Below are 20,628 nucleotides of genomic sequence, written 5' to 3' on the forward strand. Positions count from 1 at the left end.
ATCTATAATTAATGTTAACTGTAATTATTTCAGGTATTTTAGTTCAGGTAATGATTGAAAAAGAATTATTTAAAAATAATGAATAAAATTAAAAATGTTATTTCAGGTAAAAAGTAATTTAAGTTATTATCTCCTCATTTTTCACCTGCATCACTTAATTGGGGTGTTTAATTTAATCAACGTGTTCTTTTCCACGGTAATGGTAGATGATGTAGGCGATGAATACCACTACTCCAATTCCAACTAAAATATCAAGGTAACGGAAATAACTTTCTATAGTAGTCCAATTTGGACCCATGAGCACGCCTATGTAAGTTAGAACAAAACACCAGGGTAGGGATCCGATAACTGTGTATAAAATGAACTTTTTCAGGTTCATATGGGTAATTCCAGCTGGTAGGGATATGAACGTCCTTAAACCTGGAAGCATTCTACTTATGAGCACTGCTTCGTGCCCATATTTTTCAAACCATTCATCTGCCAGATTCAGTTTATTAGGGGTGATGAGGATGTATTTACCGTACTTTTCCAGAAGCGGCCTTCCACCCCACCATCCAACATAATAAGCGATTAAAGACCCTACTAAATTTCCAAGGGTTCCTACAAGGACCACACCCCAGAATGCCATTTTTCCTTCATAAACTACGTATCCTGCAAAGGTCATTATGATTTCGCTGGGTAAAGGTATGCAGGCACTTTCTATGGTCATACCCAGGAGGATACCCCAGTAACCTAAGGATTCAATTAAATGAATTACTGTTTCACTAAAAAATTCTACCAAGCTGATCATGGAAAATAAACCTCTGTTTTTATAACATTTAATTAATTAAATATCAATAATGGGATGAAATTAATTGAAACAATGTATGGGTTAACTTGAGGAAATAATTAATCTGCAAGATTAACAATTAACCATTCCCTGATTTAAATATTTTGTATTGTAGGAGAATTTTTTATGCGAAAAATCGAGATATACCGGGATACCCTTTTAATATTCTTGCGAGGTTTGTTAATGGGCACCGCCGATGTGATCCCTGGAGTTTCTGGGGGGACCATGGCTCTGATTACTGGTATTTACCAGAGACTGGTGCATGCTATCAGCCAGATAAATGCCAACTTCCTTTTAGCAGCATTCAAAGGTGATTTTACAAAATCCAAGGAAGAACTCTTAAAATGGGATTTCAATTTATTTATACCTTTACTGGCTGGAATTGGGCTGGCGGTTTTAACCATGTCCAAGGTCATGACAGTTATGCTCACAGTGTACACTGCCCCTACCTTTGCATTCTTCTTTGGTCTCATATTAGCATCGGCTGGGTTTGTTTACAAACATGTTGATGAACTTAATTTTAAGAACATTGCCTTTTTAGTAATTGGATTGGTTTTTGCCATAATATTTGTGGGATTAAACCCAATTCAGGCTAATCATACTCTACCAATTATTTTTCTGTCAGGGATGGTGGCTATATGTGCAATGATCCTTCCAGGTATCTCTGGAGCGTTCCTCCTGCTTCTTTTAAACCAATATGAATACATGCTGGCCGCCCTGAATCAACTCAAATTTTTGGATATAATCACATTTTGTTTGGGAGCCTTGATAGGTATTTTATCCTTTTCACGCCTCCTGAATTACCTTTTAGAACATCACAAATCAGTGACCATGGCATTCCTAGTAGGTTTGATGATAGGAACTTTAAGGTTACCCTATGATAGAATTGTAACCTCTATGGATTCTGTTATCCCGGTGATAATTGCAGCCGTGATTGGATTTGTTCTGGTAATAGTACTGGAAAAACAGTTCGAAAAATACCATCTGCACTGGGAGGCTTAATCCTCCTTCCAGAATTTTTTTTTGGATTGATCTTTATCTCAATTCATCTTTATTTTAATTTTTAAATTTATGAAGATTTAAATCGAGGATTTTTGATTATTTAATTAATTCGTATTTGAAGAAACTAACTGTATTTAAAAATAGTAAATGGATAAATATTCAGTGATTTTACTCGAACTTCTTAAAACCAGTGGGATTGAAACCCTGATTAATAAGTAGCTGTTGATCTTCACTCTGGAGGGGTTTTTCATCTACCGGAGGTATGGGATTTCCATTTTTAGCCAGAATGATTCCATTTTTTTTGTTGGCTGCTAAAAATTTACCAGCATTCCCATTAACAATGATAATTCCTTTAATCATGTCAATGGCGGTAAAATCATCAGTATCACCATTAATGATAATGGTACCCCCATTCAAGAGTGCACCAGTGTTTTTTCCAGCATTTCCATTTATTCGGGTGGTGCCTTTGCGCATGAGTATACCGGTGGATAGATCAACATTTCCCTGTTTAATTATATCCACATCACTATCTAAACGGGCCCCCACAGTGTCCTTCACTGTACCATCATCAATTATGAATCTTTTTCCAGCAAACTGGCAGCCCACCAGTTTATCCCCCTCCAATCCATGGGTCACAATATCAGTAATGCTTCTAAACTGCCGGTAACTTTTTTGGCCGGACTTAACCTCAACCATATTCCCCATTGGTTCTTTTATGTCACCTTTAACATAGATGCTACCACGGGTCATGCTAATACCCATACGGGTGTCAACATCCCCTTCCACATAAATATCTCCTACATGAATATCTTTACCACTTCCTCCGAAGTACTGCAGGTCCACACCCATGCTGCTGGCTAGACGATGCCCCGTATCACCATTAATTCGCACGTTCCCATTATTTTTAAGGTGCTCCACCACTTCACCAAAGGTTAAATCATTTCCAGGGATTTTCCAAGTGGGATCCAGTTTTTCTCCCTTGTGCTGCCAGTGAAAGTTAAATGTAAAATCAGCCAGACAGTCCACCGGTTCAGTTACTTCTATTTCCAGAAATTCCCTTTCCCCTTCTTTATCTGATTTACGACCGAAAATTTTGAACATAACAAGCCCCTCTAAAAGTGTTTCCACATCGTTTTAGTATAAGTTTATCTGATCTCCTTAATAAAAAACTCATTAACTTGATCTTACCCAAACTTAATCCTATCCAATTAACTTAATGTTACTGCATATACCTTAATTCCAGTTTAGATGATTAAAGGTTGAAAAAGTCATGACAATAAAGCAAGAAGTGGTTAAATTTCTCCAGAAAAACGGTGTGGAAACCAGGTTTATCAGCATAGTTGATGAAAAGGTTTACGTTAATAATTTGAAATTATCCCGGTTTTCACGCAAAAAAGAGGATATATTCCTGGAAAAATTCCCTAATTTCGAAATAAGGCGTTCTAAAGTATTCCAGAAGATATGTAGCCGTGCATCCCGCGTACTCAAAAATGCATTGAGTCCCCATGATAGGATAATACTGTCCAACCCTTCAAACTGTGCAAACCTGGCACTATACACGGTTTTAGAGCCTTACACCCGAAAGTATGGGGCGGAATTACTCCTTCAGGCGGATGATGTGGGCAGGTGGAGTGAACTGAAACTTCAGGAAAAAAAATCAGAACTGAATATGGATTCAATGGCCCTACCACTAACTCTTGATGGGGAAGTTGAACATATACTGGAAACCATGCTCCATGGTGAGAAATTGGAGCTTTTAAGTTCTCATACTTCAAGAAATGGTCTGAAAATGGTTTACCCACTTATCAATGTTCCAGCATCATGGATAGAAAAATGGGTGGAAATTGAGGGACTAAACTGTGTTTTAGAAGAGAATAATGGTCTTCCTGTGGAGATACTGGAGTTTCTGGAGGGATTTATTCCCGATGTACGGGAGAAAATGATGAGTTCTGCATTTTATCTTACTGGTGATAAATGATATCAGTGGTACTACATATTGTGTTTTTAGAGATTCCAATAATAAGTCTGCAAATAAACTTACAAAACAAACATTACAAAAAAAAAATAACAAAAAAAATAATTCTTTTTCTGGATTAAATAATTCCTTATGGATTAGCAAATCCGTATCATGGGTTAACTGAGGGTATTATATCCTGAGAAATGTCGGCAGTTGGTGTGACTGGATAACCATAAACATTATCAGGTGTGTTATCAGTTATTACGGTTGCACTATCTGCACTTGCAGTTCCGGAGTTGTAGAGACCGCCTCCGTTGGTGGCCTTATTATTGGTAATTTTTGTATTAATCAGGAATAAATTACCTCCATAATTGTAAATTCCACCACCCCAGGTACTGTTACCATTGGTAAGAGTGAATCCATTTACAGTAAGGGCAAACTGATTAAATGGTTCCATGGTAGACCCAAATAGTTGTATAACACTTTTCTTTTGCATACCATCTATAATGGTGCTGCCTGGACCGGCTCCTATTAGATAGACATCCTTATTAATGTAAAGATTTTCTTTGTAGGTTCCTGCTGCTACCGCTACTGTGCCGTTATCAGTTACTGTGTCTATGGCGTTTTGTATAGTTGCTTTAGGTCCGTTTCCTGTGGATGGATCGTATGTGGCTGCCAGACCGTTCCAGTCATCGTTTCCCTGTGTGCTGACATAAATCGTTCCTGCAGCAAAGGATGAACCCGCAGTAATCACTGCCACCAAACATAAGAATAAAAGGCATGGTACTGCTTTTTTCCATTTAAAATTAGGTATATTCATTATTTTTTTCTCCCCTTAAAGATATGATTTGACCATTCATTTAGTTAGCTATTACTATACTTTGATATATAATAATTTGCGGTTATTTTTAAAGGGCAATGAATATTTTCCAGTTTACTGTGTAATAACAACAATAAACTCTTTAATATGCCTTTCGACTTAGTTATATTCCAACAAGTGTCCTTAAATTTCTTAAAATCGCTTAAAAATCTCAAACTATTACTTTATGACTCTATTTTAATGATTGATTTATGTATGAAATTAGGTAAGTCAATAAAAAGGAATTTATCTAGTAATCTTAAAATAAAAAAGTAAGTGAAATTTTATTTAAAACTAAAAAGCGAAACCTGTTTCCCTTTATCTTTAGTCTCAGACTTACCTGGATCATTTTTATCCTTGGATGTAGTTTTTGAAGAACTTCCTTTATTATTCTTTTTTGCTTTATCCTTAGATTTAGGATTTTCAGGAATGGTTTTTGTTTCTACTTCTTTAGAATCCTTAGACTCATCTGAAACATTTTTAGAAGATGTGCCTGTGGATTTAGTACTTTTTTTCGGATCCTTTTTAGGCGTAGTTTTAGTTATACCTTTAACTTTAGGAGTTTTAGGAGCCTTCTTCACTTTCCTCTTTTTAATCTTCCTACTCCTGAACTGTTTAACCTCAGCATCATCCAGGTCAAAGTAGTCTGCCAGATCCCGGGCCAGGTCATCTTTCTCAAACATTATCTCATAGTAGGGGAAGTATTCAATGGCCACCTTCCTGGATGTGTGCAGCTTAGCTCCTATCTTTGTGGCGACCCTGTCTCTAAGGTCCCTCTTTGCCCGGTTCTTGGACAGTTTACTGTAAAAAGTTGAACTGGTATATCTGCTGAATTTCTTGTAGGTCTCATCCTTGGCCAGGGCCACACCCACTCCCATGAGATCATAGGTGTACTTCCAGTAACCATAGTGCCGGGTGTGGAAGGCTCTTCCAAGGTACACATCAGCTTCTGCCACTGCATTATATGCCTTTTCAATTTCCTCTGGCTTCTCATACTCCCGGGGAATGTTCTCGGTTATCTGTTCCAGTATAAAACCAGGATCTGCCTCCAGGCGCAGGGAATCCTTGATCCTTTTAGGATTCTTGCTTTTCAGTACAGTGCGCACTGAGTCAAAGATATTGTTAATATCATCCTTTTCAGATATGACCTTCAGGTCATCAGAGGTGATTGAGTCCTTGCCCTGGGCAATGACTTGCAGATCGTTAATTGCTGACCTTAAATCACCACGGGATCTTTTAGCTAGTGTCCTGAGAACGTGCTCCTCAAAATCAACCCCTTCCTTAATACAGATCTTCTTTAAAAGAGCTACTATGGAGTTAGTATGCACTTTTCGGATTTTTATAAGCTGACATTTGGATTTAAGACTCTGTATACGTTTACTGTAAAGGTCATTGGCCATCATGATCATGGGATGATGACCTTCCTTGATGATCTTATTTATGGCTCTTATTCCACCACGGTCCTCATTTCCATGGAGTCCGTCCACTTCATCCAAAATTATGAGTTTACGCCCTCCCTGGCCAAAAAGTGAGACGGAAGCTGATGCTTCTCCTATGGTGTTCATTATTATGTCATAGGATCTTTTGTCACTGGCATTGAGTTCTATATGGTCTGAGAACTCGCGAGCCACCAGATGGGCCAGGGTGGTTTTCCCGGTGCCTGGAGGTCCTACCAGTAAGAGGCACTTCTGGGGTTCGCCATGATCCCAGTTCTCCAGCCAGTTTTCAATCTCTTCAATGGCTTTTTTATTCCCCAGAACATCCTTCATGGTCTGGGGACTGTACTTCTCAGTCCACAACATCCTAATCTGCCTTTTCCTTTGGTAAAAATTTGGTCAAAAGAGCTTCTAATTGTATTCTGGGATTGGCACCTTCTCTTATCCGGAAATCATATTCTCCAATGTGCTCCACCAGCTTTATGTAATCTTCACTGGAGATAAGGTCATCCATGGCCATTCTGGATACTTCCTGATAAACCTGGGTTACCATGTCCTCGCCACTGGTTCCCTGAACCACCATAACCTCCCGTAGAAGGTCACGGGCACCCATGAAATCACCATCCAGTGCCAGGTTAACAATCCGTCGCACATCTTTAGGTTTAGCCTTGGAAACCACGTCGTGAACAATATCCTCGGTTATCTCTTCACCCATGGATGCCGTGGATTGCAGGATGTTAACTGCCCGGCGCATATCCCCTTCAGCAAAATAAACAATGCTTTCTAAAGTTCCAGGTGCATAATTAACGTTTTCAGCCTTGGCAATTATTTCCAGTCTCTCGATAACCTGATGCCCTTTAATGGGTGCGAACCGGAATATAGCACACCGTGATTGGATTGGATCGATGATCTTGGATGAATAGTTACAGGAAAGAATGAATGATGATGTTTTGGTGTACATTTCCATTTCCCGGCGAAGGGCGTGCTGGGCATCCTTGGTCATGTTATCCACTTCATCCAGGAATATGATCCTGAATGGTGATCCAACTGCTTTCAAGCGGCAGAAACTTTTAATATCCTTACGCACAGTCTCGATACCCCTGGCATCAGAGGCATTTAACTCCAGGAAGTTCTGCTTCCAGTATTCACCCAGCATGGCTTTGGCCAGTGCAATGGCAGTGGTGGTTTTTCCCACTCCTGCCGGGCCGGTGAACATGAGGTTAGGCATGTTCGCCTCGTTTATGTACTGTTTAAGTCTGTGTATAATGTGATCTTGACCCACAACCTCATCCAGGGTCTGTGGTCGATACTTCTCCACCCATGGTCCGTTCATGATTTATCACCGTTTTTATTTCTAATATTCTTGTGAATGTAATATGATTATTGGTATGTAACTGGTATTTTAAAAAGTTTTAAAATTTAAATGTAATCCCTTTTTTTATAAATTTCATGGTCGAATTTTACTTTATTTTTTTAAAAACTAATCCAGATATGTTAAAAAAAATGTTGTAATCAGTACTGGTGATTTATAGGTTAGAAAAAGCTAATTATAATTTAAAATGGTAAGAACATATTTTATGATATGTTTTATTAAAAATTTTCTTATTACATGAATAGTTGGGCAATTTCGGGGTGCATGCTTTTTTTGATGTTCAGTTTATCCATTGCTTCGCCGTAAGACTTTTTAATTTCCAGGAACTCTGGTCGTACCATGGCCCGGAATGCTTCGTAACCCATTACTCTCCCATAATTTTCAGTTATGACTTCAATCATGCCATTGAAATCCTGGATAAATATTTCTTCTCGCTCCTGAAGAGGAATTTCAGCAGCGTTTTTCTTGATCATGGTAAAATCAATGGTGGCGTTGCTCTTGAGATCAACATCTTCCAGAAGTCTCCTGCATTTTTCAAAGGGGAGGAATTTTTTGGTTAGTCCCCTGGCGGGAGCAACTCCCATGATCTTGGCGGCTCCTAAGGACATGGCCAAAAATATTGATTCATAAATATTTAATATGAGATCAGAACGTTTTTCAGGATCTTCAGGAATTTTGACATGTTTTGGTAGTGAAGGGAATGAAATAGGTGGTCTAACTGTAGGTATGCTAGGTTTTAATTCTTCTATTTCAGTTTCAGTAGTTTCAGGTTCAGTTTCAACTTTTAATTCTTCTATTTCCTCTGGTATTTCAATTTCCTCAGTTTCAACGTCACTTTTTACTTCTGTTTCAACTTTAATTCCCGTTTCAATTTTAGTTTCAGTTCCGGGTTTTGAGTCTGTGTCAATTTCAATTGGAGTTTCTTCAGTAACAATGGGTTTAACAGCAGCAGGTTCAGTTTCATCTTTGAGAGGTTCTGCAGTTATTTTTTCAGTTATCTCCAAAACTGGTTCTTCAACAGATCTTATGCTAGTTTTATCTGCAGCTGGTTCTTCAGTTAACTCCAATTCCGGAGAGTTTTCCAATATTTCACCTGGTTCTGTAACAGTTGTTTCCATTGGAGCTTCAGTTTGAACCGTTTCAGGTTCAGGTTTTCCTGTTTTGCCCGGTTTTATGGATATATCTTCAACTGGTACTTCTTCAATTGGTACCTGTTCAACTGCTATTTCCTCTGGAGTAGGGGTTTCCTCGGGAACTGGAACTTCTAATTCTAAATCGTGGGTTACTTCATTGATTTTCTGGGATGCTCTTTTGGCATTCACTATTACCATACCCACGTTAGCAGATTCCTGCATTAAAATAATTAAATGTGCATTTTCCAAACCTAAAAAAAGTGCTTTGCCCCTAAGAGACTCCACTAATACTCTTTCCATCTCACCCTGCCCTGATGAACTTAACAACCTGAGGGAAGAGCTTGAAATAACCTGGGACATTGGACCGAAAAGGTTTATATCCACATCAACCCGTAAGTTATGGTGTAATATCCGCCCATCACTGGCCACAATAAGTATACCCTCTACATCGCTGGTTTTATCCAGATCTAATGTGGCCTTTTCCAGTTGCATCTTCAAACGGGTTTCAGTCATTGGATCACTAGAGTTTAGTAAATAAACCTTAATTCTATAAACTATTCTTACTCTAACTTTTTATTATGCTTATCGTTTTTTTGGTACTGGATAGTAACCTTTTATTCAACTGATTAAAGATAATAATAAAGTCGATGAAAGAGTTATGCGTAGCAAAAAGAATTGATAATTAGTATAACCAGGATTTGATTATTTATCTTATTTTAATTAATATTATATGTAGTATAAATCCTTTAAAAATTCAATTTAAATTTCAGTTAAAAATTGAAAAATTCAATTAGTATTACAATTTTAGAATCTAAGAATATTTAAAAAATAAAAAATTTTGAGGTTTTAAAAAATAACCTCAGAGTAAGTGTTTTTTCAGGAGTTGTCCTTCGCTATCGTAGATGTCCACAGCCAGGGGTGAACTTCCATCAATGGCATGGGTTGCACAGGAAAGACAAGGGTCATATGCCCTCACAATCATTTCCAACCTGTTTTTAAGCCCTTCTGAAACCTCTTCACCATGTATCATCTGTTTAGCTGTTTCTCTAACTCCTATGTCCATGGATAGGTTGTTCTGACCCGTGGAAACAATTAAGTTGGCTCGGTTAATGAATCCTCCTGCATCGGTTTCATAGTCGTGGATGAGGATTCCTCTGGTGGCCTCAATCATACCCACTCCTCTTTTGGTTTCACTGGATTTTTGGGCTTCTTCCTTGGTCATTAATGGTTCTGAAAGGTTCTGGCGCAGGTCAGTACCGGTTATACTGTCGTCTTCTAAAAGTTGTACTGCTCTTTCTGCGGCGTACATCAGCTCGATTAAACGGGCATAGTGGTACAGCAATGCGTTTTGAGCAATTCCATACTGGTCCTTGTATTCACCATAAAGTGCTGAAGCTTTTTCAGTGGGTATGCTATCTACCACATTCAGCCGGGCCAGTGGCCCCACACGGTAGTTACCTTCTGGGAATCCTATCTGTTTCAGGTAGGGGAATTTCAGGTAGGACCATGGTTGAACTTTTTCTTCAATGTAGTCCAGGTAATCAGCGGCTGCAAATTCATAAACCTGGCTCCCAGATTTGTCAATGATCTTGGCTGGGCCGTCGTAGAACTCCATGGAGCCACCGTTGGTTAATGCTCCGAAATGACTTTCAACAGGACCTAGTGCTTCAATAGCTTCACTATACTGGGCGAATAATGGTTTTGCTACTTCAATACCTTGTTCTATTAATCCTATTGCATCTTTAGCTTTGGATAATAGTTTAGCTTGTTGTTCTGAGGTTATGCCTCGGGATTGTCCTCCCGGTATGGCAGTTACCGGGCTTATGGGTTTTCCACCCACAGCACCTGTGATTTCCTGACCTATTTTCCGGGTTTTTATGGCCATCATTGCCAGATCTGGATTACTTTTTAAGATTCCCACCACATTTCTCATTGCAGGGTCTGAATCAGGTCCCATAACCAGGTCCGGGGCGCCCAGGAAGTAAAAATGGAGTGAATGTGAGTGTATGTACTGTCCCATGAGCATGAGTTCCCTTAGCTTTTTGGCTGTTTCTGGCGGTTCCAATCCAAATACCATATCTGTGGCTTTGGCTGATGCAAGGTGGTGTGCAGTCTGGCATATACCACATATACGTGGAGTGATTCTGGGTGCTTCTTCCACAGCCGCACCTTCCAGGAATTTTTCAAATCCCCTTATTTCCATAACGTGGAAGTGGGCATCGGCAACGTTCCCTGCATCATCCACCTGCACTGTGATCTTGGCGTGTCCCTCTATCCTGCTAACAGGGCTTATTTCGATATTTTTCATAATATCACCATTTTATCTTGATTTCACTTTTTAACCAGTTGAGGGATGAGTGAAACCTGCTTATCCTCCATGGTAGTACTTCCAATTACGAATCCGTAGATAACGTGTCCAATATCATAAAGCTGCTTTTCCACGTCTTTTTCTGGCATCTTGGAAAGGTGGGCTATTCTTTTGATGACTCCGTTGTAAATATCATGGCTGGGTTCCCTTAAAACATCAAGAGAAGGTCCTCCACAGCCGTGACAGGGAATTCCTGCTTCTGTACACAGACCACCACAGCGACCAAGAGTAACTGAACCCAGGCAGACATATCCCTGGCTCAGGAAACATTTACCTGGTTCAGGGGTTCCCTCAATTCTGCGGTGTATTTTATCGAATTCAACGTGTTCCATTTCACGCTGACAATCGGCACAGACACTTTTTTTAGGAACATCCGGAGCTTCGTCGTTTATGAGTGGTATGAGTATGTCGTGTGTGAGTTGTTCTTTGGGTGGGCAGCCAGGTATAAATCCATCAATTCTGGTGAAGTCAGCTGCAGGGTGTACAATGCTTAAAAGTTCAGGAACCACTTCATTAGGGAGTGGTGCTGACACGGTACTGGGATTATCAGAGTAGGTGCGTGATGTGACCTCATCAGAAGTGTAAAGATCAGCCATACCAGTTATACCTCCATAACAGGCACAGGTTCCGTAGGCAATGAGGTACTTGGATTTTTCCCGTAGTTCTTCCAGTCTCTCTTTGTTTTCGGCGTTACGAACTGAACCAGAGACAATAGCGATGTCCACATCATCAGGAACTTCTTTTACATCCATGAGGACTGGTGCATACACAATTTCTGCCTGATCCAGTAATGTTGCCAGATCTTCATGAAGGTCCAGTATGGAAATTTCACACCCTGAGCAGCTGGCCAGGGTTTCTAAGGCTATTTTAACCATTATTTACCACTCCATTTGATTGTGAGAGTTTTAAGACATGCGTTGGGGCCTACGTGATCTATGTCCACTTTTCCTTTGATGTCCATAACTTCTTCCACTGCCCCCACCATGTAACCATATAACAGATAACATAATGGTCCTTTCTGGGGTAAACCTGTTCTTCGGAGGGTTTGCCGGACAACGCAGTCTCTGAAGAGAAGTTTCACAACGGTTTCGTCTCCTTTTTCAATGGTGAAATTTTCCTGTCCTGCTGGTTTCCACATCCGGTAGTAAAATTCATGTCCCAGGACTTCACCCATTTCATCCATGGCCTGTTCCAGGTTGTCGGTTTTTTCCAGCATTTTCGCGGCATCGTGGCCCATTCTTTTGCCTGCCTGGTAAACAATGGCGTTGGCACCTCTTCCTGAAACCTGTTCCAGGGCACTGGACATGGATCCCATGAATTTCATCAGCACGTGCAGTGCATCTTCATAGTCATCTATGTTTCCACCAGTTTCCTTGGGAATCAATTCGGGCTTAAATGTTCCTCTAACTTCTTGTATTGCCATATTAACTCCTCAGATAATTCTTTCCAGAACGTCGTTCACCCGGCGATCAATGTAGAGTCTTTTGGCCACGTGGATGTCTTTATGGGTCATGGCCTGTGCAGGGCAGATCTCATGGCAGGAGAGGCATGCCATACAGTCTTCGACATTAACCACTTCTGTTTTCCATTTTTCTTCATTCATTTTGTACACGTCGTTGGGGCAGTCATCCACACAGGATCCACATCCAACACATGCATCTTCGTCTATCAGGATTTCAACCATTTTAACTCCTCTTTTCCTATTTTTAGACTAACATGTTCTGTTTACCTTCCAAAATCTAATTTTTTCAGATGAATGTTACTCAGGTTTTTTTAGTGACCATTAAAGTCTTAAGTGTTATAACTACACCCTATAATTTGTACTAAACCTTGTAATGGTTGTAAATATTCCTAAATAATATTAATATTAATCACTAATAAGTATTGTGTAATCTTAAATTCTGGTGTTTATTTTATTTACAGTAACAATCAAATCCTCTACTCCTCATTTATTTCGTTTTAAGAGGTTTTAAGTAATATAGTGCAATATAACGATTTCATCGTTAGTTGTTATTTTGGCGGATAATACTGGTTAATTAAATTCTTTGCTCCTGAGGGGTAGTAATTAAGGTGATTAATTAGATATATTTCCAAGTGGATTAATATTATATTCTAAGGAGATTATTAGTATTCCAATTATAAGCTGCTGCTGGATACCATTTTAAAATGAGTAATCCATGCTGCTTCTTTTTTACCTGGTGGATAACAGGTAACAATTAATAAACGTGCCTGTCCTTCCTGCGAAAATCTGATAGGATTGGTTTTGTAGTCCCAGCGTATATCATTTCCATTGGAAGTAACTTCATAGACGTATTTCTTGCGTTGGGCAAAATCTTTGATAATGGCCTGGTCTCCTGGTTCAAGGGAGGCTATGTTGGTGAATAATCCGGAATATTTTGTCCTATGACCTAGAATACCACATTCTCCTGGTTTACCTGGCATAACACTTTCAGGATAATGATAAACAGCGTTATATGCATTTACAGTATCGGATCGAATGCTTGCATTCAGGTTGAGTTTGGGAATGATTAACTGGGCATTAACATATGATTTAGTGAGATCAGTGGGATCCAGTGCGTTTACAGGGTTGCTCATTTTCTCCTGATAATCTTTAACACTTTTCTGGGCCTGGGTAACGTTTTGCATCTGCTGGTAACCAGCAATGGCTATGCCTGCTGCCAGCGTGACACACGCTAATATAATCAGGATGGCAATGATCTTATATTTGGACATTTCACTAAAACATCTAATATTTTCACGAGACATCAACTTTCACAAGACATTTTCTGGCCTTTCATGAGATATCCACTTTCATGAGACATTTTTAGCCTTTCACGAGATATCTGGCCTTTTTCATGAGAAATTTGACCTTTCATGAAGCTTTTTCAACCACCAGAAGTTCCTTAACTTTCAGGGCTAACTGGCTTCGGTAGGTGGCTACCTTCCATGGATCATTGATCCAGACATTAATAGTAGCTTTAATACCTGTATCTGTCATTTCTTTTATAAGCACATTTGGTTTCGGTTCAGGAAGCGCCCATTTACACTCCGATGTTACTCTCATCAGGGAGTTAACAGTATCTTCCAATTCCAGTTCATAAGGAATGTTAATATCCAATCCTACTCTGCGGGTTTCCTGATAGGTGGAATTAACATAAACACCACTGGAAAAAATTGAATTGGGGATGGTGATAATTTTATTGTCATCAGTTTTAATGGTGGTAACTCTGAAACCCAGTTTAATCACTTTGCCACTTTTGCCTGCCATTTCAATGATGTCCCCTACTTTGAAACTTTTATCCGCCAGTATGAAAAGACCTGCAATGAGGTTGGAGAGGGTGTCTCTTGCAGCGAAACCAACGGCTATACCTACAATACCAAAGCTGATGATCAGGGAGTTTATATTCACTCCGATTTCATTTAAAGCAAGAGTTAAGGCAATGACTATTATGGAATATTTGATGATCTCATTTATGACCTGAATCAGAGTGGTTTCTAAATTAAATCGAGTTCCAGTTCTCTTAATAATGTAACTGGTCCATTTAATAATGATGAATCCGGCTATAAAGATTATTGCAATTTTTATCAGATCAAGGTACACTGGATCAGTTGCCATGATGATCCACCTCTTTAGGGTGATTTCCTTTTAAATTAGGGTGATGTTCTGGATCAGAATAATATTCTTTTGGTTGGGTGTGGTGTTCTGGATTGGAATGGTATTCCTTTGAATGGGGGTGATCTGCATTTATGGCGTGTAGATTGTTTTTTTCATTATATTCCATGGCGTTTCACCTCAATATTCAAAAAATCTTCCGCCAATATTACCTTATTAAATACTTGGCTGGCTTCTGCTCTTAATTTATCACTATCTCTGTAACGGGTGCTTATGTGGGTGAGAATTAATTCTGATACTTCCGCTTCTTTAGCAATCATTGCTGCATGTGTGGTGGTGGAATGTCCATTTTCAATGGCTTTTGATTCTTGTGCTGATTCATAGGTTGATTCATGTATTAAAACATCAGCACCAGATGCAAATTGAACCATTTCGGGGCATGGTTTAGTATCACCAGAGTAAACCACTTTCCTTCCCTTCCTTTTTTCTCCGAGCACCTGATCTGGTTTTATCATGGTTCCATCTACTTCCACCGGGATCCCTTTTTGCAGTTTCCCAAAATCTGGCCCTGGTTTTAATCCCAGTTGGATTGCCTTTTCCCTGAGGAATTTAGGAGATCTTTTTTCTTCAACTGAGTATGCCAGATTAAGGACAGAATGGTGGGTGGGACAGCATTCAATAAGGTATTCATCTGTCTGGAGAACAGTGCCCTCGGTTACTTCATAAGCATGTATGGGGAATGATAAAGCATAATACCCCAGATTTTTAATACTTTCAACGGTTTTTATTATTCCTTCTGGCCCGTAAATGTGTAATGGTTCAGTTCTGCCTCTGAAAGCCATGGACTGGATCATTCCGGGTAGTCCCAGGAAATGGTCACCATGCAGATGGGTAATGAAGATATGATCAACTTTCATGGGGCTCAGTTTAATTCGAGCCATCTGGCGCTGAGTTCCCTCACCACAATCAAATAGCATTACTTCTCCAAAGGCCTTTAAGGCAATTGATGAATGATTCCGTTTGATGGTGGGGAGTGCGGATGAGGTTCCTAAAAATATTAATTCCATAATTGATTCACCTAATGCCACCTAATTTAATAAATTTATTAAATTCTGTGTTTAGCTTAAATTTTATGTTGTTCTTGAAATGATTATTATTTAGATTAGATTATTTAGATTAGATTATTTAGATTAGATTATTTAGATTAGATTATTTTATCCCTACGATTTTTATGCATCTGTAATTCGATTACTTAATTACTTGATGTTTATTCCATACCACTGGAAATTAGTATCTTAACATCTACCTAGTTCAGTTTATTGGTAGGGTCATGGTAAACTTGATCTTTTCAAATGAACTCTACTTTCTGGTGAAAATTTATATTGTTCATCCAATATAAATGAGAACAAAGATTTTTTAGTATTTTGATAGTATTCATTAAAGGGTAATCCTTTTTTAAACAAACTGATTGATAAATCAACACTGATTGAGAAATAATAGTTTTATAGGTGTGATAATGAGGCAGGACTTGGCTAAATTGGTTTATGATGATATTGGCTTTGAGGATATAACCACTCGTGCATTGATACCTCCCGGATTAAAGGTTAAGGGCCATATAATATCCAAAGAAGAGGGTATATCTGCTGGAGTTGAACTGGCAGTAGCTATTTTCACCGAATTTGAAGTGGAAACCGAAGTACTGGTGGCAGATGGTGAAAAACTAAAGCAGGGTCAGATCATCATGGAGATATCCGGTGATCCACGGAGTATTCTCAGTGTGGAAAGAACAGTTTTAAACCTCATGATGCGCATGAGTGGCATTGCCACCCTTACCTCAAATATTATTAAAGTGGTTCGCAGTGTTAATCCGGATGTTATAGTGGCTGGAACCCGTAAAACAACCCCTGGACTTCAATTTTTTGAGAAAAATGCCATAAGATATGGTGGGGGGGATACCCATCGCTACCGCCTGGATGACAGTGTGTTAATAAAAGATAATCACCTAGCTCTGGTTGGTGGAGTGGTCGAAGCAATATCTCTAGCCAGAAAGTACGCCAGTTTCACTAAAAAAATTGAAATTGAGGTAGAAACCCTGGAAGAAGCCCTGCTGGCTGCCAATGCCGGGGCAGATATTGTAATGCTGGACAACATGGATCCTGAAGATGTTAAAACGGTCCTGGAAGCTTTGGATGATGAAAATCTCCACGATAATGTGATAATTGAAGTATCGGGCGGTATTAATTCAGATAACATACTGCAGTTTGCAAAGACCGGGGTGGATGTGATCTCAACCGGATACATCACTCACTCTGCAAGATCATTGGACTTAAGCTTAGAATTAGAGAAAATACATTGATCCCTATATATTTGCAGGTACTTTAAGCTGGAAGAATTATAGGATATTATTGTAAATTTTTATTTTACCTTCAATTATTATTAAGGTATAATGATAAGTTGCCATAAATTTTACACGTAACCTATCATTTAAACCATAGTTTTATATAATGCAGTTTACATACCATTTAATGACATATACGAATTTAAATCTAAATTAATTAGGAGATTTTTCATGTACGACGAAAGAGAAGACGAATTTGATGAGGAAATTAATCAGGAAGAAACCGAGGAAATTATTGACTCAGAAGAAGCAGTTGAGTCAGATGAAATCACTGAGGAAGATGCTGACAACGAAGTAGACGAAGAAGGAGAAAGTCTGCCTTTTGCCAAAGCAGAAGTCGTACGTTTAATGAAACAGAACCTTGACCGGGATAAGATGATAAGGGAACGAGTTAAAGTGGAAATGAACAAGTTCCTGGGAGAAGTACTGGTAAAGGTCTGTGAGCAGTTAAATGAATATCCTTACACCACAATTGAATATGAAATGCTCAAAGAATCCATTTATCCTTATCAGAATATTGAAAGGATCAATGAAGAGAAAAAGAGGATATTGATGCACTTACATGCCATAAAAGCAGACTGTGACGCTCTCTCAATGGATGTTAAAAAGACACTTAAACTCAAAGATGTCCATGAAGAAGATGAAGATCCAGCTTTCATGGATTATTAAAACTCTTTAGTTGCAAAAATTCCTTATTTACAAATATTTAGTTAATTTTTTAAATAATAATTTTTTATTTTTACTTTTTTAGATCCCTATTACCGCTTAATGGTCCTATATTCTCAATCCCATTCAATTTTATCTATTAATCCGTTTTCATCTATTATTAATCCAATTTCAATCAAATCCATTCATCAATTCTTAATTAAAAACAGATTTAACATGATTAAAACTTTATTTTAAGACTTAATTTGCTTTTAAATTTATTGTAATAATAAAATTTATTGATTTTAAAAAAATTAGCTGATTTAAGGGATTCATCTATTCATTTTTTCCAGTTCTCCATTTTCAAAGGTGGTAAAGCCAGTTTCCAGATTTTCAATCTCTTCTACAGTCAATTCACTCTTAACTGCCATCTCATCCATAACTATGCTGTGGCCGAAGGGGTCTTCTAATACCAGGGTGACCTCTTTTTGACCATTTTTCACTCTTTCAATATCTTCCAGTATTTGGACTGCATTCTTTTTAGCATGGTCCTCCTCAGCCCAAGATAATGCAGTTTTAACGGCTTTTTCAAAACGGTTCAGCACTCCCTCTACATTGGAAACATATCCCTGTGATTGTGGTCCTGGTTCCACCTTAAGACCTATTTCAGGTATGGTAATGGTGGTTGACTGTGATTTAACAACCCTTGCGTTTAAATTATCTTTCCCCACAATTAAAGTGTACTTAACTGGGTCTTTTTGATCAATACATATGGTATCTGAATGTTTATATCCACATTCACTACATAAGAGGGTTGATTCCATAATTTCCCCAAAGTAGGGGATTTTCTCGGTTTTGGTGGTGACTTCCATACTTTGATGTGCATTGCATATTGGACAGTCAGCAAACATTTTACTCAATTTTATGACTCCTATTTTATTAGTTTCCCTATTCTATTGTTTTCAGTAATTTTTATCAGTAATCACTATCTTTTATTGATTATAATAAATTTAATGATCTGTTTCTATTAATCAATACTTAAATGTCCTTGAATACCCCTTTAATCCGTATTATTTTATCGTTAATGTTTTTTTGAATAATTATAATTTATTAAATTTATTAAATTTCATTTTTTGTAATCATTTGAAATTAAAAATAGAATTAAATGGATATCAGTTAATGTTAAGGGACTATTTCGATTTTGTTAAATGGACGAATTCTTGGACGAATTCTTAATAAAATGCAATTATCCTAATTTTGTAAGTATCCTACTATATAACATTATACTACTAAATTTTTACTAATGTATTTTTTGGTATTGTTGGATAGTAGCTTAAAATTTATTTTTAGGTTTTACATTCATTTTTTTAATATAATATTCAGCATTGTAAATAGAATATTAGTTGGGAATACAATTTGTTGGGAATACTATTGGAGATTATAAAAGAAAAATTGAATCTTAACTGGATGGATTCTGTTTTGGTGGTGAAATTACTTTACTTTAGCGAGATCGGTTACGTTTTATTTTTCTTCACTGTTGAATTGGTAGAGCAGTCCCTTTTCACCCAGTTCTTTGATCATGGCCTGGAGACTTTCTTCATCTGGTGCGCAGATTTTGTGACGGTGCACATTTCCAGACAGTTCATAGAGTCCTTCCAGGTCTTTTTTACGTTTAGGGTTTTCCTGGAGAAGTTTTATGAATCTTTTTGCCTCGGAAGGGTCATAAACATTGACCTTCCTTTTAAGAGGTTCTCCAAAACCAGGGAGGAAGTAGGAAACATCCATTATACGACCTCCATATTTATTGAGGATAATATCAGTCTCCAGATCTAACTGGTCAACTGAATGGCGGAATACCATCTCTTTGCAGATCTCTTTAATCAGAGTGAGCATCCTCTTCTTGGTTTCGTTAATACCCAGGTTGTTAATAACAGGAATGCGATGTTCCAGGGCCTGTTTAACCAAATAATTATTAATTATGCGGTTTTCTTTGAAATATTCCAGGTGTTTCCCGCCTCTTTTTATCTTCATAGCCCGTTTAACGAATCTTTCTTTATGAACATCCTCGTCGGCAGTCAGTACAAAAAAGTGGATGTTTGCATCTTCTTTAAATTTTTCTATATCTAAAAATCCGGGAACAAGATGCACGCCTTCAATTACCAGATCATCATAGTCATCAACTGCTCTTTTTATAACTTTTTCAATTGCAGGGATGACAAAAGAGGCATGTTCTTCAAAACCGGCACTTATTAAACTGGCAGTATTACCATCATATCGTTGCTTGTCCTTTAAAGTTACATAAGCATCGAATGAAGATTTGTGCAGGGCCGGTGCATAATCTGGGCCAATGATCCCCCGTACTATTTCCCTTATAAAATCAGTTTCAATCAGATGTTTAATACCCAGCTCTTTAGCTAACTCAGAAGCGATGGTTGATTTTCCAATCCCCGAAGCACTTCCAATGAGTATAACGTAAGGTTTTCTCAAAGTGCAACCTCCAGATAATTTGTTAATAGGTTTTCACTTGGATTTACAAAAGATCATTTGTTATATGTGTTTTCCTGGAGTATACAAACAAATGATAATTGTAAACATGATAAACGGTGCGATCTGGTTTTAAAATTTAATATAGGGTGATTAAGTTAGGAATTCAATCACTCGTTCAGCACTGCGACGCATTTCAATCCTGATGAGACCCAGGTTAATATCCACGTCTGCAATCACTACTAGTATGCCTTCACCAGCATCGATCATCAGGGTTTTACCTTTATTACCTTCGATCATCACCTGTTGAAGCGGTTCATGTTTCATTTCCTCTGCAGAACGTTCTGCAGTACCAAAAACAGCAGAAGCCATTGCAGCTACAAGTTCCGAGTCTATGTCGGTTGGAACTTCACTTTCTATTATCAAACCGTCTTTTCCGACCACTAAAGATCCGCTTACCCCATTTATTCGTCCTAAATCTTTAAGTATTCTTTCTATCATTATATGCCTCCACAATAGAATTTACATGCTA

At 38.2% G+C, this 20,628-nt stretch carries 21 protein-coding genes; 4 read left to right on the plus strand and 17 right to left on the minus strand.

The window, feature by feature from the left end; all coding sequences use genetic code 11:
• Positions 1-172 precede the first annotated feature (172 nt).
• Positions 173-790 carry a DedA family protein gene (locus A994_RS12320; RefSeq protein WP_004031995.1) on the minus strand — a complete coding sequence of 206 codons (618 nt, stop codon included), beginning with the start codon at positions 788-790 and terminating at the stop codon, positions 173-175.
• A gap of 165 nt (positions 791-955) precedes the next feature.
• Between A994_RS12320 and A994_RS12325 the strand changes: the two genes are divergently transcribed.
• Positions 956-1,831 (plus strand): DUF368 domain-containing protein, encoded by an 876-nt coding sequence (locus tag A994_RS12325; protein WP_004031996.1) that lies wholly within the window; start codon positions 956-958, stop codon positions 1,829-1,831.
• A 168-nt stretch (positions 1,832-1,999) separates the two neighbouring features.
• Here the strand turns inward: A994_RS12325 and A994_RS12330 are convergent, their stop codons facing one another.
• The gene (locus A994_RS12330) at positions 2,000-2,932 is read right to left on the minus strand and encodes a hypothetical protein (protein WP_004031997.1); all 933 of its coding nucleotides are present in this window, start codon (positions 2,930-2,932) and stop codon (positions 2,000-2,002) included.
• Positions 2,933-3,101: 169 nt separating this feature from the next.
• On the opposite strand from A994_RS12330, the gene A994_RS12335 reads away from it, so the two are divergent.
• The gene (locus tag A994_RS12335; RefSeq protein WP_004031998.1) at positions 3,102-3,809 is read left to right on the plus strand and encodes an adenine nucleotide alpha hydrolase family protein; all 708 of its coding nucleotides are present in this window, start codon (positions 3,102-3,104) and stop codon (positions 3,807-3,809) included.
• Positions 3,810-3,957: 148 nt separating this feature from the next.
• Here the strand turns inward: A994_RS12335 and A994_RS12340 are convergent, their stop codons facing one another.
• From A994_RS12340 to rnz, 12 genes are all read right to left on the minus strand, one after another.
• The gene (locus A994_RS12340) at positions 3,958-4,608 is read right to left on the minus strand and encodes a pectinesterase (RefSeq protein ID WP_004031999.1); all 651 of its coding nucleotides are present in this window, start codon (positions 4,606-4,608) and stop codon (positions 3,958-3,960) included.
• Between the two features lie 323 nt (positions 4,609-4,931).
• Complete coding sequence (locus A994_RS12345; RefSeq protein WP_004032000.1) at positions 4,932-6,449, minus strand: replication factor C large subunit; 1,518 nt, start codon at positions 6,447-6,449, stop codon at positions 4,932-4,934.
• Position 6,450: 1 nt separating this feature from the next.
• The gene (locus A994_RS12350) at positions 6,451-7,416 is read right to left on the minus strand and encodes a replication factor C small subunit (protein WP_004032001.1); all 966 of its coding nucleotides are present in this window, start codon (positions 7,414-7,416) and stop codon (positions 6,451-6,453) included.
• A 272-nt stretch (positions 7,417-7,688) separates the two neighbouring features.
• The gene (locus A994_RS12355; RefSeq protein WP_004032004.1) at positions 7,689-9,101 is read right to left on the minus strand and encodes a roadblock/LC7 domain-containing protein; all 1,413 of its coding nucleotides are present in this window, start codon (positions 9,099-9,101) and stop codon (positions 7,689-7,691) included.
• Positions 9,102-9,447: 346 nt separating this feature from the next.
• Positions 9,448-10,896, minus strand: a complete 1,449-nt coding sequence (locus A994_RS12360; RefSeq protein WP_004032005.1) for a Ni/Fe hydrogenase subunit alpha — start codon at positions 10,894-10,896, stop codon at positions 9,448-9,450.
• A gap of 23 nt (positions 10,897-10,919) precedes the next feature.
• Positions 10,920-11,831, minus strand: a complete 912-nt coding sequence (locus A994_RS12365) for an NADH-quinone oxidoreductase subunit B family protein (protein ID WP_004032006.1) — start codon at positions 11,829-11,831, stop codon at positions 10,920-10,922.
• Positions 11,831-12,379, minus strand: a complete 549-nt coding sequence (locus tag A994_RS12370) for a hypothetical protein (RefSeq protein ID WP_004032007.1) — start codon at positions 12,377-12,379, stop codon at positions 11,831-11,833. The genes A994_RS12365 and A994_RS12370 overlap by 1 nt, the downstream gene beginning before the upstream one ends.
• A 9-nt stretch (positions 12,380-12,388) precedes the next feature.
• Complete coding sequence (locus A994_RS12375; protein WP_004032008.1) at positions 12,389-12,640, minus strand: 4Fe-4S dicluster domain-containing protein; 252 nt, start codon at positions 12,638-12,640, stop codon at positions 12,389-12,391.
• Between the two features lie 452 nt (positions 12,641-13,092).
• A complete protein-coding gene (locus A994_RS12380) occupies positions 13,093-13,722 on the minus strand; it encodes a class E sortase (RefSeq protein ID WP_237739754.1) in 630 nt (209 codons plus the stop codon).
• A gap of 106 nt (positions 13,723-13,828) precedes the next feature.
• Entirely contained in the window at positions 13,829-14,572 is a 744-nt protein-coding gene (locus tag A994_RS12385) for a mechanosensitive ion channel family protein (protein WP_004032010.1), read from the minus strand.
• Complete coding sequence (locus A994_RS13320) at positions 14,562-14,738, minus strand: hypothetical protein (protein ID WP_157787284.1); 177 nt, start codon at positions 14,736-14,738, stop codon at positions 14,562-14,564. The genes A994_RS12385 and A994_RS13320 overlap by 11 nt, the downstream gene beginning before the upstream one ends.
• Positions 14,728-15,636, minus strand: coding sequence for a ribonuclease Z (gene rnz / locus A994_RS12390; RefSeq protein ID WP_004032011.1), 909 nt, complete (start codon positions 15,634-15,636; stop codon positions 14,728-14,730). Before rnz ends, A994_RS13320 begins: the two co-directional genes overlap by 11 nt.
• 449 nt (positions 15,637-16,085) lie before the next feature.
• Between rnz and nadC the strand changes: the two genes are divergently transcribed.
• Both nadC and A994_RS12400 read left to right on the plus strand, forming a co-directional pair.
• Positions 16,086-16,925 carry a carboxylating nicotinate-nucleotide diphosphorylase gene (nadC, locus tag A994_RS12395; RefSeq protein WP_004032012.1) on the plus strand — a complete coding sequence of 280 codons (840 nt, stop codon included), beginning with the start codon at positions 16,086-16,088 and terminating at the stop codon, positions 16,923-16,925.
• Between the two features lie 213 nt (positions 16,926-17,138).
• On the plus strand, positions 17,139-17,636 hold the full coding sequence (locus tag A994_RS12400; RefSeq protein ID WP_004032013.1) for a hypothetical protein: 498 nt from the start codon (positions 17,139-17,141) through the stop codon (positions 17,634-17,636).
• A 308-nt stretch (positions 17,637-17,944) separates the two neighbouring features.
• Here A994_RS12400 and A994_RS12405 read toward each other — a convergent pair whose 3' ends face one another.
• The 3 genes from A994_RS12405 to A994_RS12415 all read right to left on the minus strand — a co-directional run bounded on the left by A994_RS12405 (position 17,945) and on the right by A994_RS12415 (position 20,597).
• Complete coding sequence (locus A994_RS12405; protein ID WP_004032014.1) at positions 17,945-18,532, minus strand: ZPR1 zinc finger domain-containing protein; 588 nt, start codon at positions 18,530-18,532, stop codon at positions 17,945-17,947.
• Positions 18,533-19,133: 601 nt separating this feature from the next.
• Positions 19,134-20,099, minus strand: coding sequence for a 3H domain-containing protein (locus A994_RS12410; protein WP_004032015.1), 966 nt, complete (start codon positions 20,097-20,099; stop codon positions 19,134-19,136).
• Positions 20,100-20,249: 150 nt separating this feature from the next.
• Positions 20,250-20,597 (minus strand): roadblock/LC7 domain-containing protein, encoded by a 348-nt coding sequence (locus A994_RS12415; protein WP_004032016.1) that lies wholly within the window; start codon positions 20,595-20,597, stop codon positions 20,250-20,252.
• Between the last annotated feature and the right edge of the window lie 31 nt (positions 20,598-20,628).

It is taken from the genome of Methanobacterium formicicum DSM 3637, assembly GCF_000302455.1.
GTDB lineage: Archaea > Methanobacteriota > Methanobacteria > Methanobacteriales > Methanobacteriaceae > Methanobacterium > Methanobacterium formicicum_A.

Bases quoted from the DNA above. Each gene is read 5' to 3' on its own strand.
- A994_RS12320 (WP_004031995.1), bottom strand. From the start codon at position 790: ATGATCAGCTTGGTAGAATTTTTTAGTGAAACAGTAATTCATTTAATT.
- A994_RS12325 (WP_004031996.1), top strand. From the start codon at position 956: ATGCGAAAAATCGAGATATACCGGGATACCCTTTTAATATTCTTGCGA.
- A994_RS12330 (WP_004031997.1), bottom strand. From the start codon at position 2,932: ATGTTCAAAATTTTCGGTCGTAAATCAGATAAAGAAGGGGAAAGGGAA.
- A994_RS12335 (WP_004031998.1), top strand. From the start codon at position 3,102: ATGACAATAAAGCAAGAAGTGGTTAAATTTCTCCAGAAAAACGGTGTG.
- A994_RS12340 (WP_004031999.1), bottom strand. From the start codon at position 4,608: ATGAATATACCTAATTTTAAATGGAAAAAAGCAGTACCATGCCTTTTA.
- A994_RS12345 (WP_004032000.1), bottom strand. From the start codon at position 6,449: ATGTTGTGGACTGAGAAGTACAGTCCCCAGACCATGAAGGATGTTCTG.
- A994_RS12350 (WP_004032001.1), bottom strand. From the start codon at position 7,416: ATGAACGGACCATGGGTGGAGAAGTATCGACCACAGACCCTGGATGAG.
- A994_RS12355 (WP_004032004.1), bottom strand. From the start codon at position 9,101: ATGACTGAAACCCGTTTGAAGATGCAACTGGAAAAGGCCACATTAGAT.
- A994_RS12360 (WP_004032005.1), bottom strand. From the start codon at position 10,896: ATGAAAAATATCGAAATAAGCCCTGTTAGCAGGATAGAGGGACACGCC.
- A994_RS12365 (WP_004032006.1), bottom strand. From the start codon at position 11,831: ATGGTTAAAATAGCCTTAGAAACCCTGGCCAGCTGCTCAGGGTGTGAA.
- A994_RS12370 (WP_004032007.1), bottom strand. From the start codon at position 12,379: ATGGCAATACAAGAAGTTAGAGGAACATTTAAGCCCGAATTGATTCCC.
- A994_RS12375 (WP_004032008.1), bottom strand. From the start codon at position 12,640: ATGGTTGAAATCCTGATAGACGAAGATGCATGTGTTGGATGTGGATCC.
- A994_RS12380 (WP_237739754.1), bottom strand. From the start codon at position 13,722: ATGTCTCGTGAAAATATTAGATGTTTTAGTGAAATGTCCAAATATAAG.
- A994_RS12385 (WP_004032010.1), bottom strand. From the start codon at position 14,572: ATGGCAACTGATCCAGTGTACCTTGATCTGATAAAAATTGCAATAATC.
- A994_RS13320 (WP_157787284.1), bottom strand. From the start codon at position 14,738: ATGGAATATAATGAAAAAAACAATCTACACGCCATAAATGCAGATCAC.
- rnz (WP_004032011.1), bottom strand. From the start codon at position 15,636: ATGGAATTAATATTTTTAGGAACCTCATCCGCACTCCCCACCATCAAA.
- nadC (WP_004032012.1), top strand. From the start codon at position 16,086: ATGAGGCAGGACTTGGCTAAATTGGTTTATGATGATATTGGCTTTGAG.
- A994_RS12400 (WP_004032013.1), top strand. From the start codon at position 17,139: ATGTACGACGAAAGAGAAGACGAATTTGATGAGGAAATTAATCAGGAA.
- A994_RS12415 (WP_004032016.1), bottom strand. From the start codon at position 20,597: ATGATAGAAAGAATACTTAAAGATTTAGGACGAATAAATGGGGTAAGC.